Raw genomic sequence first — 15,947 nt, 5'->3', positions numbered from 1 at the left:
ACTTTGCCCTCCTTTCGACACAACTGCCGCCCTTGTCGTCGCCGCGAGACCCGACCGGCGCCGCTATCGCAATTTCACTCCGCTGCGCCGGCCTCAATTGTTCCTGTCAGACTGTTGCTCTGCTCGTGACGGCGCGCGGCCGGCTGAATCTCAACGCCTCGTCCGCTACCCAGGCGCGCCATGTGCGCCGATACCCAACGCGAAACCGGCACCTTTTGCTTCAGCGCCGGCGCTTCGACAAATCGCCAGGACGCATACGCCAGAACGAGGGTAACGGATCCCGCCAACAAGGCTAACGGCCAGCCGGCTGCGAGATCGAATACCGTCAGGAATGCCAATATGACTGGTGAATGGATCAGGTACACGCCGTAGGACAGATCGTGCTTGAGCGGCACTCGACTGGCGACCTCGGAGAGGCCGAGATAGACCACGAGGTAGGGTACACACAGCGGCAGCGCTACCGCTCCGACCCCCCCGGCAAGGGCGATCAGCGCAAATCCCACGGCGACCGCGGCCCCAACTCCGGAGAACGGGACACTTTCACGGTAGAGATAAAGGTTCGTACCAGCGATGAAATAGACGAAGAGACCGATGAAATCCAAGAGCCGTTGCGGACAGATAGCATGCAACGCCGGCGAGAGCGCCAGCCCGACATAGGCGAGGTAGACCACAGTGAAACTGATCATCGCCAGCACACGTCGGCGGAGAAACCCTGCCGCGCTCAGCGCCGCCAGCGCAGCATATGACCAGACTTCGATATTCAGCGTCCACAGCGGTCCATTTATCTGAACTTCCCGTCCATGCCGCACCACACCGGGCAGGTAGTGGGACATCAGGGTAAGGACGTTCTTCAGATACAGGTAAAGCTCGGCACTGCTGAAGTATTGGGCCAGGGAATAAGTAGTCAGGGCCGGTCCCAGCACGAACATGGACGCGACGACGACGGCGAACAGTGCGGGCAGGATACGCAGCGCTCTATTTACGGCGAACCGAACGAGATCCCCGGACCGGGCCAGGCCGGGCGCGAGCAGGAACCCGCTGACGCAAAAGAAGATAACGACTGCAAGCAAGCCAAGCTGGACGAATCCCCCGCTGAACCGATAGAGGACGTCGTTCACGCCCCACCAGGCATGGTGAGCGACCACCATGAGTGCGGCTACAAGTCGGATCTGATCAAAACCGGGCCCTCGGGCCGAAAGGACGGCAAACCGATCGCCGATCGTCGTCGTCCTGCCCAAAATCATGGATTTCTCGTATTGCGGTTGTCTGTCGTTGCCGATTATATAATATTAAATATTGAATGCAATTAAATTAAATTGGTATTTTGACCGGCGCGGCCATCGAGGCCTCGTCCACTTGATTTTGGCTCGTCAGCCAGTTCGCCTGTCTTCTCATAGTTGGGCATTCCGCCCGAGGCGGTGGCGACGATCGAGGCCGCAAGCCCAAGCGAAAGGAATCCCGGTGCGAACCCGCTCAGCCTGGAGGTCATGCCAAACAATCCATCGCCACGATCCGCCGGAATTCCGAACATGGTCTCGATTCGCAGTCCCGACTCGATGCACCAAGTCGTCAGCCTGCGCGCCGAAGCGAAGTGAGCGCCCGCGGCCTCGTAGCCGCTGCGGCCGGATTGGAGACTCGCTCTGAGATAAGACCGAACGCCCCTGGGGGACATCGTGTTGGGCATCTGGATCACTGCAATCGATTGCTCATGCATGAACAATCGCAGCTTCCGAAGCAGCTTTCGCGGATCCGGAGCGAGGTGCAGCAGATTGAGGCATAGAACACAGTCGTAGGCATAGCGATTGAAATCGATGGTGTCGAGATCGGTGTAGATCATCTCGATCCCGTCGCCGGCCGGGCCGGCTGCAATGACCGGATCCAGTGGGATCGCCGTGACATGCAGGCCTCGTGCTTGCAGCCGCCTTTCTGTCTTGCCAGAACCACAGCCGATCGAAAGAACGCTGCGCGCCGAGACCGGCACGAGCGAGATCAACTCCTCGGATTCAGCTTCATAGTAGTCCTTGGAAAAATTCGCGCGACGAAGGCGCGTCTCTGTTGGAAGCAACGAGTACGGCAGGCAATGGCCGTCAGCGATCTGAAGCAGAATCTCTTTCTGCCTGCCAAGCTCGTTCACCCCGACTCCCATCCGGCCGACATACCGGTTGGTGAGGTGATGAACGGTAAAGTCCTCCAGATGCGAGATTGGCACCAGTTTCTTCAAACCACACTGGGTGTATGGATCCGTCGCAGCCGAACAGGCCAGATCATACTTCCCCTGGTGCGGAGCTACATCGAAGCCGCCCGAACGCAGCGCGTTGCCCAGCTGCTCCCGGGTAAGGACAAAGCAAGCGGCGTGCTCGTTGGTAAAATGCGCCAGAATATAATCGCCACGCCGCTTGACCGATGAGGGGTCCCAGTGAAAGTGCGCGTGGATGTCAGGGTAGTTCCGCTGGCCGTCTTCACCGTATTCAACCCGCAGAAACCCGGCAATTTCATCCTGCGGCAGAAACGACGTCACATCCAGCCAGGCGCGGATGTTCCTCTCGGTGATGAGAATGTCGTCTTCGGAATAAACAAATAGGTCGTAATTGGCGACGTTATCCGAAAAGAGCTTCTTGTGTGCAAAGGGCAAAGACCACGGATCGCTGTTGGGTAACCCGACTCTGCATTCCACGCCGGAACCCAGGTTCTTCTCGATGTTCGACAGCACCACTATGTGGACGTCGAAAGACATGGATCGATATTGCTCGATGAGACGCTGAAGATAGCGATCGTTCGATCTCCCATAGCTCGCTATAGCGACCAGCACGCGCTGCCGGAGCTCATTCTCGCCCAGCCCAGAGCTGCTCACTCGCGGATTACGCCCCATTGACCCGTTACCTTTCTGAGCCGCGCCGGACCCGGGTAAAACGCCATCGGCATTAAAATGATTTTAAATAATCAACAAGGCATGTGTAAACCATTTTTATTCGCAATATAAATGTAGAATTAATGAAAATAAATGGATATTCTATCTCCAATGCGCTGTCCCATTGTTCTCGCGAGCGATGAAGCATATGGAATGCCGTTAGCCGCGGCGTTGCTTTCCCTCGCCGAGGCAAATCAGCGATGGTGGCCGCTGGAGATTCACATTCTCGCGTTTGGCATTTCGGCGGCAACCAGACGCAAGGTCTCGCGCTCTCTTCCGGAAGGGGCCGCGCAGCTCCGCTGGATTTCGGTCGAAGAGAGGCAATTCGATGCTTTATGGACTCAAGACCACATTTCAAAGGCGACCTACGCCCGGCTTTTGATTCCAGCGCTTTTTCCGGGATCGGTCACCAAAGTTCTTTATCTTGATTCCGATACATTAGTCTTGAGCGACCTGGCGCCGCTCTGGGACACCAATCTCGGCAATGCCGCAGTAGGGGCGGTCTTGGATGGATTGGACGCTCAGATCAAGGCCGGCGACCTAGCCGTAACCGCCATCCCGAAGGTAGACAATTACTTTAACGCGGGGGTCCTATTGATCAATCTTCCGAGGTGGCGCGAAAGCCGTGTCTCGGAAAGAGCTCTGCGGTATCTGGAGCAGAATCCCAAGTCGCCGTTTTCCGATCAGGACGCCCTCAACGTCGCTTGCAATGGCGCTTGGAAGAAGCTGGACTCGCGCTGGAATTTTATAGACCATTATGAGAAGATAGATCTCCGATGTCTCCCACCCGAGCGACGGCCGGGCATTGTCCATTTCGCAACCTGGAGAAAGCCCTGGAATGCAAGGGCCCTCAACGCCAACAGCGCCTTCTTCGACTCGTTTCGGAAGCGTACGAAGTTCGCCAGAAGCGGGCTTGAAATATCGCGGGACTCACTTCGAACTTACTGGGCGCTTGCAAAGCTCAATCTGCGGCAGTTTCAGACCATTCGCACGTTGATCAAAGTCGTTTCCGACCTCAGATACGGATGACGAGCACCTTCCGGTAGGTCCGCGCCTCTTCGCGCGAAATACTTCCAGAGGTCATCGCCAGGAGGGTCCGCTCCGCCGTGTGGCGATCTGCTTACTTGGCGTGCCCTGCCGATCACCCTTCCTCCGTCGTCCGTGACGAAGGATGTAGGCTATTGGCGACGTTCCGGGCCGGCACCGGCCAGAAAGAACTCGCACGAGGATTCAATTCCGTCCACTCCCGAAGGTATCGCAAGCCCCTACTCAACTGTCCCCGCCGAAGAAGTCCGACTCCATCACGGAACAGCTTTCGAGCGAGCTTGCGCTGGGCCAGCAACTTCAATTCGCCGCTTCCCTTAAGCCGAGGGCCATATTCAATAAAGAAGCTCTCGAACGCCAAGTAGCGTTGCCGATAGTCGAACAGCATCTCGGCACAATAAGAATTGGACATCGCCGTTTCGTGTTTTCGATAGATGGCCTGCACCGCATCTATACGGGCGACAGCGCCATTAGCCGCGAATCGAAGCCACATCTCCATGTCGCCGCTGTGGGGCAACGCTTCCCGATAGCCACCGATCGTCTTTTGGACGTTTGTTCGCACGATGGCGGTTGGCGTCGGGACGAGGTTCGCTGCGAATGTGCACATCTCGTTCAGCAGGTTGAAGCGCGTCCACGAGTAGTCTCGCATGGGCCAGACCTCGGGGAACGGGCTGCACTCTCGCCACGTGGCACACTCACCAAAAGTAAGCACAATGTCGGGATTTCGATCCATTACTGAAGTGGCGCGTTCGAGAGCATGCGGAACCAACAAGTCGTCGGCGGAGAGCAGCAAAAAATATTCGCCACTCGCCCATTCAATACCTTCATTGTAGGTTCTTATATGGCCTCTGTTACGCGCGTGCTGCATGAATTCTACGCGAGCGTCAGCGGCCTTTAAGCGGGTTGCCACTTCAACAGTATCGTCCGACGACGCGTCATCGATGATGAGAACCCTTACATCCTGAATCGATTGAGTGAGCACGCTTTTGACACAATCCGTCAGGAACCGGCCGTAATTGTAGCAAGGTACCAGAACGTCGACCTTGGCCATGCTCCCACTCCGCCAGTCATTCGACAAGCTCACTCAATGTCAGCCTCCAGACGACCCCGCGCACTCACGAGTCCTTCGCTAGTTCGGCGCGGAGAGCCTTGGCCACACAAACCTGCTCGTATTCCTCCATCTGCGCATACAGCGGAAGCAGGATCGCGTGGTCCTGGGCGAGCTCGGATTGTCGCAGATCGTGGCGCGGCTCAGCGCCCGCATAAGGCGGCTCGCGATGCGAGCACATGATGCCCCTGCGCGTGGCGATGCCCTGATCGAGCAGCGATTGCATCGTCGCCCGCTGATCCATTCGATCGGGCAAGCGCACACAGTAGCTCTGCCAATTCGATCGGGCCCACGCCGGCTCGAACGGTAGCCGCAGCCCCTCTATGTTCCCAAGCAGTTCGGCGTAACGGGATGCCAGCGCACGCCGCCACGCAATCAGTTGCGGAAGACGCTCGAGCTGTTTGCGCCCGATCGCGGCCTGCATGTCCGTCATTCGATAGTTGTAGCCGACGAGGACGTACTCCTCGAAAATGACACGCTGCGACCCGTGACGCACGATATCCGGAACGCTCATCCCGTGTTGACGTAGCAGTCTGAACTTGCGATCGAGCTCGGCATCGGCGGTGGTGAGCATGCCACCCTCACCTGTCGTGATCACCTTTCGCGGATGAAACGAAAAGCAGGCAATGTCGCCATGCGGCTTGCCGACTGCTTCCCATTGCCCGTTCATCCGGATCTGCGAGCCGGCGGCACAAGCCGCATCCTCGATGACAGCGATCCCGTGGCGGCGCGCCACGGCCATGAGTGCTGCCATGTCACACGGCATGCCCATCTGATGGACCGCGATGATCGCGCGGGTGCGCTCGGTGATTGCTTCGGCCAGCCGAGCGCAATCCAAATTGTACGTCTCGGGCTCGATATCGACAAAAACCGGAGTGGCACCCTGATATCGGATCACGTTGGCCGTTGCGATGAAGGAGTGGCTGACCGTGATCACCTCGTCGCCCCTGCCGATACCCAGCGCTGCCAAGGCGAGCTGCAGGGCCGTCGTGCAATTCGCGACGGCGCAGGCGTGCGGTGCGCCGATGAGTGCGGCGAACTCGTCCTCGAACGCAGCCACCTGCGGGCCTTGCGATACCCAGCCCGACAGCACGACGGCGCGTGCAGCATCGGCCTCTTCGTCCGCGAGCAGCGGCGCTGCGATCGGGATCACGATGCTGCCGCCTGCCGCTGGCGATCCGAAGCGAGATCGCGTTCCGATCGCCACCATTTGACGAGGTCGGCGAGCCCCTGCTCGAGCGAAACCGTGGTGCGGAATCCCAGCAGGCGCTCGGCCTTGCCCGTCGATGCCAGCCGTCGCGGCACCGGATTGACCGAGCGCTCAGGTGCGAATTCGGGTGTCAGGCCGCGGCGCCCCATCACCGACGCAAGTACCGTCGCCAATTCCGTCAGGCTGGTCTCGGTGCCGCTTCCGACGTTGAAGACCTCGTCAGTAATCTTTGCCCGGGCCGCGAGGATGTTGGCGCGCGCGACGTCCCGGACGTGAACGAAATCCATGGTCTGACGACCGTCGCCAAAGATGACGGGAGGTAATCCGGCCTCGAGCCGCTCCATCCAGCGGATCAAGACCTCGGTGTACCGTCCGTGTATATCCATCCGGCTGCCATAGACGTTGAAATACCGGAATGCCACGTAATCAAGGCCGCACACGTCGTTGAAGGCGCGCAGCAGGCCCTCATTGAATGCCTTGGCCGCTCCGTAGAGAGTCCGATTGTTGTAAGGGTTCTGCCGCTCGGTTGTCGGAAACTCCTCGGCCATGCCATAGACGGATGCCGAGGATGCTGCGATGATCTTCTCAATGTCGTGCTTGATGCACAGCTCCAGGAGGTCATAGGTGGCGTCTACCATGACCTCCTTGGCCAGGCGCGGCTCTGCCGCGCAATGCGTGATGCGGAGTGCAGCCTGGTGAAAAACGATGTCGGCAGCCTTCACCAGGGCTTCCATCAGCTTGCGATCGCGTATGTCGCCGTGAACCAATCTCACCGGGCCGCGTCCGAGCGCGCGCCGGAGATTCTCCGGTCGGCCTCGCACCATGTTGTCGAGGGCAACGATCTCGATACAACCCTCATCGCAGAGCAGATCAACGATGTGGGAGCCGATGAACCCCGCCCCGCCAGTGACCAGAACGCGTTTTCCCTTGAGCTCGATCAAGACGCCCTCCTGTTGCAGGACCTCGTTATGAAGCTTTGTGAATGCGGCGTTCGTTCGCTGACGGCCTCGCTGGGTCGCAATGCTCCGGCGTTCCTCAAAGTGGAGACAACTGCGGTCGCCTGGTCCGGCCGCAACTCGGGATAAATGGGAAGCGAGAGAACGTCGTTGGCAAGCTGCTCGGTTACCGGCAGATCACCGGCCCGACAACCGAGTTCTGCATAGGCCTTCTGCAGATGCACCGGAATGGGATAGTGAATCCCTGCACCGATGCCGGCGTCCCGCAATATCGTTAGCGCATCATCGCGCCGCTGCAATCTGACCGCATAGACATGATACACGTGGCGGGAGTGCCTGGGCGGCTGCGGACGCGCGAATGGGAGCTCAGACAGCAGTTCGTCGTATCGTTCTGCGAGCGATCGGCGAGCCTCGGTCCAGCGCTCGATGTAGTCCAGCTTGACATTCAATATCGCGCTCTGGATCTCATCCATGCGATAGTTGTATCCGGCAATGACGTGGTCGTATTTCGCCTCCTGCCCCCAGTCCCGCAGCAGTGACACCCGGCGTGCGAATTCAGGCCGATCAGTGACGACCGCCCCACCCTCGCCGAACGCCCCCAGATTCTTGCCCGGATAAAAGCTGAAGCACCCCAGATCCCCGATCGAGCCTGCACGGCGTCCCCGGTACTCCGCGCCGTGCGCCTGCGCGGCGTCTTCAATGACCACCAGACCATGACGCCGCGCGATCGACATGATGGGATCCATCTCGGCCATCAAGCCGTGGAGGTGGACCGGCAGGATGGCTTTGGTTCGCGGTGTTATCGCAGCCTCGATCAGACCGGGATCCATCGTCCACGTGACCGGGTCAACGTCGACGAACACCGGCTTGGCGCCGCTGTAGAGAATGGCTGCGGTTGTCGCCACGAATGTCATGGACACCGTGATGACCTCGTCACCGGGTCCAACACCCGCCGCCAGCAGAGCAAGATGGAGCGCCGACGTCCCACTATTCACCGCAAGGCAATGCGAAGTCCGGCAATATTCGGCAAAGCGTCCCTCGAAGGCCCTCACCTCCGGCCCGAGCACGAAGTGCCCGCTGCTGACGACCCTGGCCACCGCGGCGTCGACTTCCGGCTTGATTTGACGGTACTGGGCTTTCAGATCCAGGAAGGGTATCAAGATTCAACACCTTGGATTGGCTGACTATATATTAAAAATTAACTCGCATTATAATATTAAATCAAGCATCATTTTCAAGAAAATAAATCGCGATTAATTTGGTCCCGGCTAGGAGGCCTCGCTGATCAAGGCACTGGCGGCGGTGGCCATATTTTCGACTGCGGACATGATCCGGGCCGGCACTCCCGCGACGGTAGCGCCCATGGGAACGTCCTTCGTCACCACCGAGCCCGCGCCAACGAACGCCCCCGCACCGACTGTCACACCACATAAAATGGTGGCATTGGAGCCGATGGAGGCCCCCCTACCGACGTGGGTGCGCTCCAAGGTCCAGTCCGACGTTTGCTGAGGACGACCATCCGCGGTTGTTGCTCTCGGATGCTTGTCATTCGTAAACATCACGCCATGACCGATAAACACCTCGTCCTCGATCGTGACGCCCTCGCAGATGAAGCTGTGCGAGGATATCTTGCAGCGCGCACCTATCTTCGCCCCCGCCTGGATTTCGACGAACGTTCCGATCCTGCTCTCGTCACCAACAGTGCAGCCGTACAGATTGACCAGTTCCGGGTGAGGAATACGGACATCGCGACCTAGTTCGACGTCTTCTTTGATAGGCATGTCCGAACTCCGAATGATGTGGCCGAAGCCGCTATGGCGCCGTCCGCGAAGGCCACAGCCCCGGCGCCATTCTCGCGAGGCCGGCTGCTGCGTAGTGGAACTGCTGCAAGAGCGGGTGCCCGGTCACCGCCAGTCCCAGCCACCAACAAAGCGCAGCGACGGAGAAGGCTGATGCCAAGCCAGCAAGCGGCGAAAGTCCTTGCGCATCCGTCAGCGCCGCACAGATCGACGCGCCTGCAATCACGAGTGCCGTTACAGCTCCGCTTCTGAGCAGGGTGCGTACAAATTCACCGGGCCGAATGTCGAGATGTCGCCCAAGAAAATGGAACGCCACTGCGGCTTGAAATGGCAATGTGACAAGGGCGGTTGCTGCAACGGCGTGCACGCCCAGAAACGATGCACCGAAGACGACCAGAAGCGAGGGGGGCAGCGAAATCAAGGACGAGATCAGCGCATCCTGCACCCTTCCGACCGCAACAAACACCGGATAGGTCAGGCAGGCGGCGAAAAGCGCAAGATTGCCGACGCAGAGCAGTTGCACGAGCGGGACGATCTCCAGCCACGTCGGACCGAGCCAGATCAGAATGATTGGCCGGGCCATGATGGCCATGAAGGCCAAGAACGGCCACTGCACCGCGGAGAGCAACTGAATGGCCTCCAGATAGACGGCCTTGAGATCGCCCCCTGATTTGCTTCGCGCAACAACCGCTGGCATGACGACCGGACTTATGACTTGTGTCACCAGCTTATCGAATATCTGCGTCGATGCGATTGCGCGGCTGTAAAGACCGACGGCCGTGAAGTCGAGTACCCTCGCCAGGAAGAGCTGCGGCGCTAGGCCATAGAACACGTTCACAACACTAACCGCGCCCGAGTAGAGGCCGAAGCCGATGATCTCCCGGAAATCGACCAGGGACGGGCGCATCGCGCCAAACTCTCTCCGCCATATCAGCAGCATCACGGCCAGCACCGCATTGCCGGCCACCGCTCCCCAAAGTGGGGCCATGTAGCTGAAGTGGGCCAACGCGAGAGCGATCGAAACGACGGCGATAGTCGCACCCGCCGCGAGGTTACAGATTGCGAGCGTTCCAAACTGCATCTCACGACGGAATAATGCGGCTATGGTTCCGGAGAACGGCAGCAACAGAAAATTCAGAGCGGAGATCTCGATGCCCTGACGCAAGCCGTCAAGCTCGAAGAGACGCGCGATGGGCTGCGCAAACACGAACAGCATGAATGCGGTGGCCGCCGATATCACGAGGTTAACCGTGAACGTGGTCTGCACGCTTGCCCGCGACAACTCGCGCTTCTGAATGAGATAGCTTGCACCTGCAAACTCCTGGAAGCAGGCGGCAATGATGGATGTGATGGCGTTTACGACGGCATAGATGCCGAATTCTTCAGGGGACAGCAGACGGGCGAGCACGGCGGTCGCGACAAAGACCAGCATGAGGCCGATGTAACGATCGAGCGCGGAGAACAGGATCGAGCGCTGCACGGACCTCATTGCATCGTCTGCCATGGCGATTAGGTCAGCTAGGCCGCCGCGCGCGTCATGCGATCGCTCTCGCGCGCTGCCGGGTTCCGTAAGGCTCTCGCAGCAATACCGGCGCCCCCTGTTTTGCGATCGAGCACGATGCCGCTTCCAGGACTTCGATCACGCGGAGTCCGGAGGTGCCGCTGGAAATCGGCTGGCGGCCGGTGGATACGCAATCGACAAAATGCTCCACCTCCGTCTGTAGCGCCTCCGTCGGCGAGATGTGCGGTGCCCACATGTCGCCGGCGCGATATCCAATCCGAAATTGATGCGCATCCTCGGGAGGCGCATCGAGCGTAATTCCCTTGTCATAGACCTTGATCTTTTCGGTCGGCTCGAGATCGTCGTAGACGATCATCTTCTTGCTGCCACCGATGAAGGTCTGGCGCACCTTGACGGGCGAGAGCCAATTGACGCTGACGTGGGCCACGCACGCGTCGGCAAAGAACAGCGTGATGTGCGCCATGTTCTCCGGCGATCCGACGACGTGGCACGACCCCGTTGCCGAGACGGCGATCGGCGCCCGATCGAGGATATGGTGGATGATCGAGATGTCGTGCACCGCCAGGTCCCAGATCACATTGACGTCCTTTTGAAACAGCCCGAGACTCGCGCGCGTGCTGTCGTAGTAGTAGATGTCTCCGAGCTCGCGGCTCAGCAGGAGCTCCCGGATCTTCTGGACCGCCGGCGTGTAGAGGAAGGTATGATCGACCATGAGCGTCAATCCGCGCCGGTCGGCTTCCTCGATCAAGCGGGTCACGAGCTCAGCGCTCGGCGCAAGCGGCTTTTCGACCAGAACATGCTTTCCGGCTCTCAACGCCGCAATTGCCAGCTCGTAATGCGTATGCACCGGCGTAGCGATGGCGATTGCATCGATACGGGCGTCCTTGAGCAGATCTTCGTAGCGGCTGGTCGTCTCCACCGCGGGGTAAAGCTGCTTTATCGCGTCGAGCCGTCCTGGGTTCAGGTCGCTCACGCTGACGACGCGCGTGGCCGGATTGACCGAGAAATTGCGAACGAGATTGGGGCCCCAATAGCCGTAGCCCACGACGCCGATTCCCAGCTGACTGTCTCGCATGCTAACCTCGATGCATCCAGAGAGTACGCTTCCAATCATCCCGTTGCAGACGATCACATCACGCCGGGCATCAGGTCCGCGCCGGCATGTCCTGCCATATGCCCCGCGTATCGATGACGTCGAGATGCCGACGCTCCGAGAGGGGCACCATCTTGAACTCGTCGTGATCGACGAGGAGAACCGCGATCTCGCAACTGCGCAGAGCCTCCTCGATGTTCACGAAAGCGACACGGTGATCGGCCAGCTGGGGCGGCAGGCGCCGAAGGTTCGGCTCAACGACCTTGACTCGTTCTCCGTACTTTGCCGCGAGATGCGTGGCTATTTCCATGGCGGGACTTTCGCGCAGATCGTCGACATTGGCCTTGAACGTCAATCCACAGCAGGCGATGTTTGCATAGGGATGATCGTCGATCAGCGCCTCTGTGCGTTCGATGATCTGCCGCGTTTTGGCGTTGTTGACTTCTCGGCTGGTTCGCATCACCCGAGCCAGGTCCGGTGCGGAGTCGATGATGAACCAGGGATCGACCGCAATGCAGTGCCCGCCTACTCCCGGTCCTGGCCGCAATACGTTTACGCGAGGGTGGCGGTTGGCGATGTCGATCACTTCCCAGACATTGATGTCGAACCTGTCGCAAATCAGCGAGAGTTCGTTCGCAAATGCTATGTTGGTATCGCGGAAGGCGTTTTCCGTCAGCTTGACCAACTCGGCCGTGCGTGCCGTAGTGCCGACGCAGGCCCCGCGGACGAACATCTTGTAGAAGCGCTGAGCACGGCGCGTGCAGGTTGGCGTAATGCCCCCGATGCATCTGTCGTTGTTGATGAGCTCGGTCAGGATCCGGCCAGGTAACACGCGTTCCGGGCAGTAGGCGACGTAGATCGCCCCGTCTTCCTTGCCGTTGACGCCGATGTGCAGATCTGGCCGGCGTTCAACGATCCGCTTCGCGATCGCCTCGGTCGTTCCGATCGGCGACGTCGATTCGAGGATGACGAGATTGCCCGGTGCGAGGATATCGACGATTTGGTCGACTGCGGCATTCACGCTTGATAAGTCTGGACGGTTGTCGCGATCGATCGGCGTCGGCACTGCGATGATGAAGACGTCGGCCGCCTGCGGCTTGGTGGATGTCGTCAGGGCGCCGCTCGACACGACCTTGGAAACGAGGCCATCGAGATCGGGCTCAGCGATGTGAATCCTTCCCGATGCAACCGTATCGACGATACGCTCGTTGGTGTCGATACCGACCACCTGCAATCCGCGGCTCGCAATCAGGGCCGCGGTCGGCAGCCCGATATAGCCAAGCCCAACGACATTGATCTTCTGGAATTCAGGCATTGAGAAGAACCTTCACGATACGCTCGCTCGCGTGCCCGTCACCGAACGGGTTATGCGAACGGGCCATGGCAGCATAAGTCTCGTCGTCGTCGAGCAGGCGAAATGTCTCCGCAACGATCCTGTCGTAGTTCGCACCGACGAGACGCGCCGTCCCGGCTTCCACCCCCTCGGGGCGCTCGGTCGTGTCGCGCATCACGAGGACCGGTTTTCCGAACGTGGGGGCCTCCTCCTGGACGCCGCCTGAATCCGTCAGGACCAGATGAGACAACGAGAGCAGGCTGACGAAATCCGTGTATTCCTGCGGGGAAATGAGGACGACCCTCGGGTGATCCGACAATCGGGACGCAAACAAGTCGCGCACATTCGGATTCGGATGCACGGGAAGCACCACCGCAACGTCTTCCCTGCGCAGGATCGTTTCCAACGCGTTCACGATATTGATTACGCCGCCGCCGAAATTCTCCCGGCGATGGCAGGTCACCAGGATGATGCGCCGGTTGCCGTGACGCTTCTTGATACCATCCCAGCGGCCCGCGAGCCCGGGATCGGATTCGACCATGGCTTTCGCCAGGATGAGAGCGTCCACCACCGTGTTTCCGGTGACGTGGATGCGGTCGTCCGAGACGTTTTCAGAGCGCAGCGCGCGCGCCGCGCGCTCCGTCGGGGCAAAATGCTGATCTGCGATCGAGCCGACGATCTTGCGGTTCACCTCCTCGGGCCAAGGCGAAAAGATGTCGCCACTGCGCAGTCCGGCCTCGATGTGAGAGACCGGTATCCGGTGATAATAGGACGCGAGTGCGCCGGCCATGGCGGTCGCCGTGTCGCCTTGGACGATCACCCTGGTAGGCTTCACTTTCTCGAGCAGCTCACCGACCTCTCCGAGCAGCCGCGCGGTTAGATGGTCCAGCGTCTGATTGGCCGTCATGACGTTCAGGTCGAAATCCGGGACCACTTTGGCGAGCTTGAGGACCTGATCAAGCAGCTGTCGATGCTGTGCCGTCGCACAGATCGTCAGGGAAATGTCCTTGCGATTCTCGGCCTTGAGCCGGTTGATGACCGGGAAGAGCTTGATTGCTTCGGGCCGGGTCCCCAAGAGGATGAAAAAATGCTTGGGCACGTCTCACCCTCCGATCCGACTCGGGCCCGGCGGCACGGGGCCCGGCGCTCCCGGCGTGTGCTGAATCGCCTGCTTGATGAGCGCTTGCACCAGGATGCCCGCAAACAGCGTGTTCGTCGTGGCGTATCGCCACCACATTCGCCCGGGCTCCTGATAGATGCGGTACAGCCACTCGAGGCCCAGCCTCTGAATCCGTGCGGGCGCGCGTCGGACGGTGCCCGCAAGAATGTCGAACGCCCCACCCACGCCCATGATGAAAGGGACGCCGAGATCGTCGCGGTGGGCGGCCAGAAAGCGCTCCTTGCGCGGCGTCGGCATGCCGATGAAGAGACAATCGGCCCCGCTCGACCGGATATCCCGGACGACGTCACTCTCCTGCTCGGGTTTGAAGTAGCCGTCATGCCAACCCGCGAAGACAAGTGAAGGATGTCTCACGCGCGCGCGTTGCATTGCCTCCTGCAGTACCGCCTGGGTGGCTCCCAGGAAATACGGCTTGAAGCCTTCCCGCGCGCACACCGCGAGTAATTCGGCCAGGAGATCGACACCGGTGACTCGCGACGTCGCCGGAAGCCCCACCGCTCGCGCGCCCCAGAGGATCCCCATGCCGTCTATGCTGACAATATCGCTGTCGGCGACGTCGGCCGCGAGCACAGGATCGGACCGCATCTTGACGAACTTGGCAACGTTCAGCGCCACATGCTGCAGTCGTCGGCGGCTGCGCATGGCGCCGCGCGCCAGCTCCACGGTTTCCGCCATTGTCAGCAGGTCGATGGGGCACGCCAGGAACGATGCACGCATTTGAATCGACCTCCAAAATGCAATTTTGTTTAAGTTGCATTTAAGATTATAATAACGATAATAAATGGCAAATATTTAATTGCAAGGATTAAATGCGGGCTGCCAAACGAGTGTGAAACTGGGCCCTACCGCCGGCGGACCCGCTGCGCACCAAAGGAAAATTAAATATGGCGCTGATAAAATGATTTCGGTGATCATTCCCCACCTCAACCAGGCGGAGGCTCTGGAAGCCTGCTTGCGGAGCCTGGATGCACAGACCCTGTCCCGCGACCTGTTCGAGGTCATCGTGGTGGACAACGGCTCGGCGATGCCCCCGGTGGAGGTCGTTGCCGGCCATCCCGACGTGAGGTTGACGTACCAATCGCATCCCGGTCCCGGTCCGGCGCGAAACGCCGGCGCAGCCCATGCGAGAGGTGACATTCTCGCTTTCATGGACGCCGACTGTCGGGCTCATCCGGACTGGCTGACCGCCATACATGAGGCGTTCCAGCAAGTCAGGCCGGCGACGATCCTTGGCGGAGAGGTCCGCATCCGGCCCGAGGTCGAAGGACGTTTCACCGCGATCGAAGCCTACGAAAGCGTTTTCGGCTTCCGCAATCGCTTGTACGTCACCAAACACGGCTACTCGGTCACGGCAAATCTCGCGGTCCGCCGCGCCGATTTTGCGAAGGTCGGACCTTTCCCGGGCATTCAGTTCGCGGAAGACATGCAATGGGGAGAAATGGCCATCCGCGCCGGCTGCGAATTTCGCTACATCCCCGGAATGGTCGTGTTCCATCCTGCGCGGCGGTCGCTTCGGGAGCTCTATGCAAAATGGGATCGCCAAATCACGCACTACCGCAACATGGCACAGGGCGCGCGTGGCTGGCGGCTGCGCTGGTTTGCCCTGGCGCTGCTCGTCCTTGCCTCACCGGCGGCCGGCGCGATCACTGTTATGACGAGCCGGCGCGTCCATGGCATAGGCGCCCGCCTCAAGGCGATCGCCGTTCTCTGCGCAATTCGCAGCCATCGAACGGCCAAGATGCTGGCCCTGCTTCGGGGAGAGGGCGCGGTCGTCTGGAATCGCAACTGATGCCG

At 59.8% G+C, this 15,947-nt stretch carries 14 protein-coding genes; 2 read left to right on the top strand and 12 right to left on the bottom strand.

Features of this window, described 5'->3' with window-relative positions; all coding sequences use genetic code 11:
• Positions 1-74: 74 nt before the first annotated feature.
• Positions 75-1,244 (bottom strand): acyltransferase family protein, encoded by a 1,170-nt coding sequence (locus P6U27_RS10600; RefSeq protein ID WP_407194005.1) that lies wholly within the window; start codon positions 1,242-1,244, stop codon positions 75-77.
• A 62-nt stretch (positions 1,245-1,306) separates the two neighbouring features.
• A complete protein-coding gene (locus P6U27_RS10595) occupies positions 1,307-2,734 on the bottom strand; it encodes a class I SAM-dependent methyltransferase (protein WP_407194004.1) in 1,428 nt (475 codons plus the stop codon).
• A 267-nt stretch (positions 2,735-3,001) separates the two neighbouring features.
• Here P6U27_RS10595 and P6U27_RS10590 point away from each other — a divergent pair, with 267 nt between their 5' ends.
• A complete protein-coding gene (locus P6U27_RS10590; RefSeq protein ID WP_209296103.1) occupies positions 3,002-3,937 on the top strand; it encodes a glycosyltransferase family 8 protein in 936 nt (311 codons plus the stop codon).
• Positions 3,938-4,049: 112 nt separating this feature from the next.
• Here P6U27_RS10590 and P6U27_RS10585 read toward each other — a convergent pair whose 3' ends face one another.
• From P6U27_RS10585 to P6U27_RS10540, 10 genes are all read right to left on the bottom strand, one after another.
• Positions 4,050-5,003: a glycosyltransferase gene (locus P6U27_RS10585; RefSeq protein ID WP_209296102.1), complete on the bottom strand. Its 954-nt coding sequence runs from the start codon at positions 5,001-5,003 to the stop codon at positions 4,050-4,052.
• 64 nt (positions 5,004-5,067) lie between these two features.
• Positions 5,068-6,270 (bottom strand): DegT/DnrJ/EryC1/StrS family aminotransferase, encoded by a 1,203-nt coding sequence (locus P6U27_RS10580; protein WP_407194003.1) that lies wholly within the window; start codon positions 6,268-6,270, stop codon positions 5,068-5,070.
• Complete coding sequence (locus tag P6U27_RS10575; protein ID WP_209296100.1) at positions 6,210-7,211, bottom strand: NAD-dependent epimerase/dehydratase family protein; 1,002 nt, start codon at positions 7,209-7,211, stop codon at positions 6,210-6,212. The genes P6U27_RS10580 and P6U27_RS10575 overlap by 61 nt, the downstream gene beginning before the upstream one ends.
• On the bottom strand, positions 7,208-8,386 hold the full coding sequence (locus P6U27_RS10570) for a DegT/DnrJ/EryC1/StrS aminotransferase family protein (protein ID WP_209296099.1): 1,179 nt from the start codon (positions 8,384-8,386) through the stop codon (positions 7,208-7,210). Before P6U27_RS10570 ends, P6U27_RS10575 begins: the two co-directional genes overlap by 4 nt.
• A 108-nt stretch (positions 8,387-8,494) precedes the next feature.
• Positions 8,495-9,007: an acyltransferase gene (locus P6U27_RS10565; protein WP_209296098.1), complete on the bottom strand. Its 513-nt coding sequence runs from the start codon at positions 9,005-9,007 to the stop codon at positions 8,495-8,497.
• 31 nt (positions 9,008-9,038) lie between these two features.
• Positions 9,039-10,529 carry an oligosaccharide flippase family protein gene (locus P6U27_RS10560; RefSeq protein ID WP_407194002.1) on the bottom strand — a complete coding sequence of 497 codons (1,491 nt, stop codon included), beginning with the start codon at positions 10,527-10,529 and terminating at the stop codon, positions 9,039-9,041.
• Between the two features lie 31 nt (positions 10,530-10,560).
• Positions 10,561-11,622, bottom strand: coding sequence for a Gfo/Idh/MocA family protein (locus P6U27_RS10555; RefSeq protein ID WP_209296097.1), 1,062 nt, complete (start codon positions 11,620-11,622; stop codon positions 10,561-10,563).
• Positions 11,623-11,692: 70 nt separating this feature from the next.
• Complete coding sequence (gene wecC, locus P6U27_RS10550; RefSeq protein WP_407194001.1) at positions 11,693-12,955, bottom strand: UDP-N-acetyl-D-mannosamine dehydrogenase; 1,263 nt, start codon at positions 12,953-12,955, stop codon at positions 11,693-11,695.
• Positions 12,948-14,072 (bottom strand): non-hydrolyzing UDP-N-acetylglucosamine 2-epimerase, encoded by a 1,125-nt coding sequence (wecB, locus tag P6U27_RS10545; RefSeq protein WP_122402113.1) that lies wholly within the window; start codon positions 14,070-14,072, stop codon positions 12,948-12,950. Before wecB ends, wecC begins: the two co-directional genes overlap by 8 nt.
• 3 nt (positions 14,073-14,075) lie before the next feature.
• On the bottom strand, positions 14,076-14,870 hold the full coding sequence (locus P6U27_RS10540; RefSeq protein WP_209296095.1) for a WecB/TagA/CpsF family glycosyltransferase: 795 nt from the start codon (positions 14,868-14,870) through the stop codon (positions 14,076-14,078).
• Positions 14,871-15,051: 181 nt separating this feature from the next.
• On the opposite strand from P6U27_RS10540, the gene P6U27_RS10535 reads away from it, so the two are divergent.
• Positions 15,052-15,942, top strand: a complete 891-nt coding sequence (locus tag P6U27_RS10535) for a glycosyltransferase family 2 protein (protein WP_209296094.1) — start codon at positions 15,052-15,054, stop codon at positions 15,940-15,942.
• Positions 15,943-15,947 lie beyond the last annotated feature (5 nt).

Source organism: Bradyrhizobium sp. STM 3566 (assembly GCF_045571445.1).
GTDB lineage: Bacteria > Pseudomonadota > Alphaproteobacteria > Rhizobiales > Xanthobacteraceae > Bradyrhizobium > Bradyrhizobium vignae.
Note: the sequence above shows the minus strand (reverse complement) of the source record. Positions and strands in the feature narration are given on the sequence as shown.

Coding starts and splice junctions, on each gene's coding strand:
- P6U27_RS10600 (WP_407194005.1), bottom strand. CDS start 1,244: ATGATTTTGGGCAGGACGACGACGATCGGCGATCGGTTTGCCGTCCTT.
- P6U27_RS10595 (WP_407194004.1), bottom strand. CDS start 2,734: ATGTCTTTCGACGTCCACATAGTGGTGCTGTCGAACATCGAGAAGAAC.
- P6U27_RS10590 (WP_209296103.1), top strand. CDS start 3,002: ATGGATATTCTATCTCCAATGCGCTGTCCCATTGTTCTCGCGAGCGAT.
- P6U27_RS10585 (WP_209296102.1), bottom strand. CDS start 5,003: ATGGCCAAGGTCGACGTTCTGGTACCTTGCTACAATTACGGCCGGTTC.
- P6U27_RS10580 (WP_407194003.1), bottom strand. CDS start 6,270: ATGGTGGCGATCGGAACGCGATCTCGCTTCGGATCGCCAGCGGCAGGC.
- P6U27_RS10565 (WP_209296098.1), bottom strand. CDS start 9,007: ATGCCTATCAAAGAAGACGTCGAACTAGGTCGCGATGTCCGTATTCCT.
- P6U27_RS10560 (WP_407194002.1), bottom strand. CDS start 10,529: ATGGCAGACGATGCAATGAGGTCCGTGCAGCGCTCGATCCTGTTCTCC.
- P6U27_RS10555 (WP_209296097.1), bottom strand. CDS start 11,622: ATGCGAGACAGTCAGCTGGGAATCGGCGTCGTGGGCTACGGCTATTGG.
- wecC (WP_407194001.1), bottom strand. CDS start 12,955: ATGCCTGAATTCCAGAAGATCAATGTCGTTGGGCTTGGCTATATCGGG.
- P6U27_RS10540 (WP_209296095.1), bottom strand. CDS start 14,870: ATGCGTGCATCGTTCCTGGCGTGCCCCATCGACCTGCTGACAATGGCG.
- P6U27_RS10535 (WP_209296094.1), top strand. CDS start 15,052: ATGATTTCGGTGATCATTCCCCACCTCAACCAGGCGGAGGCTCTGGAA.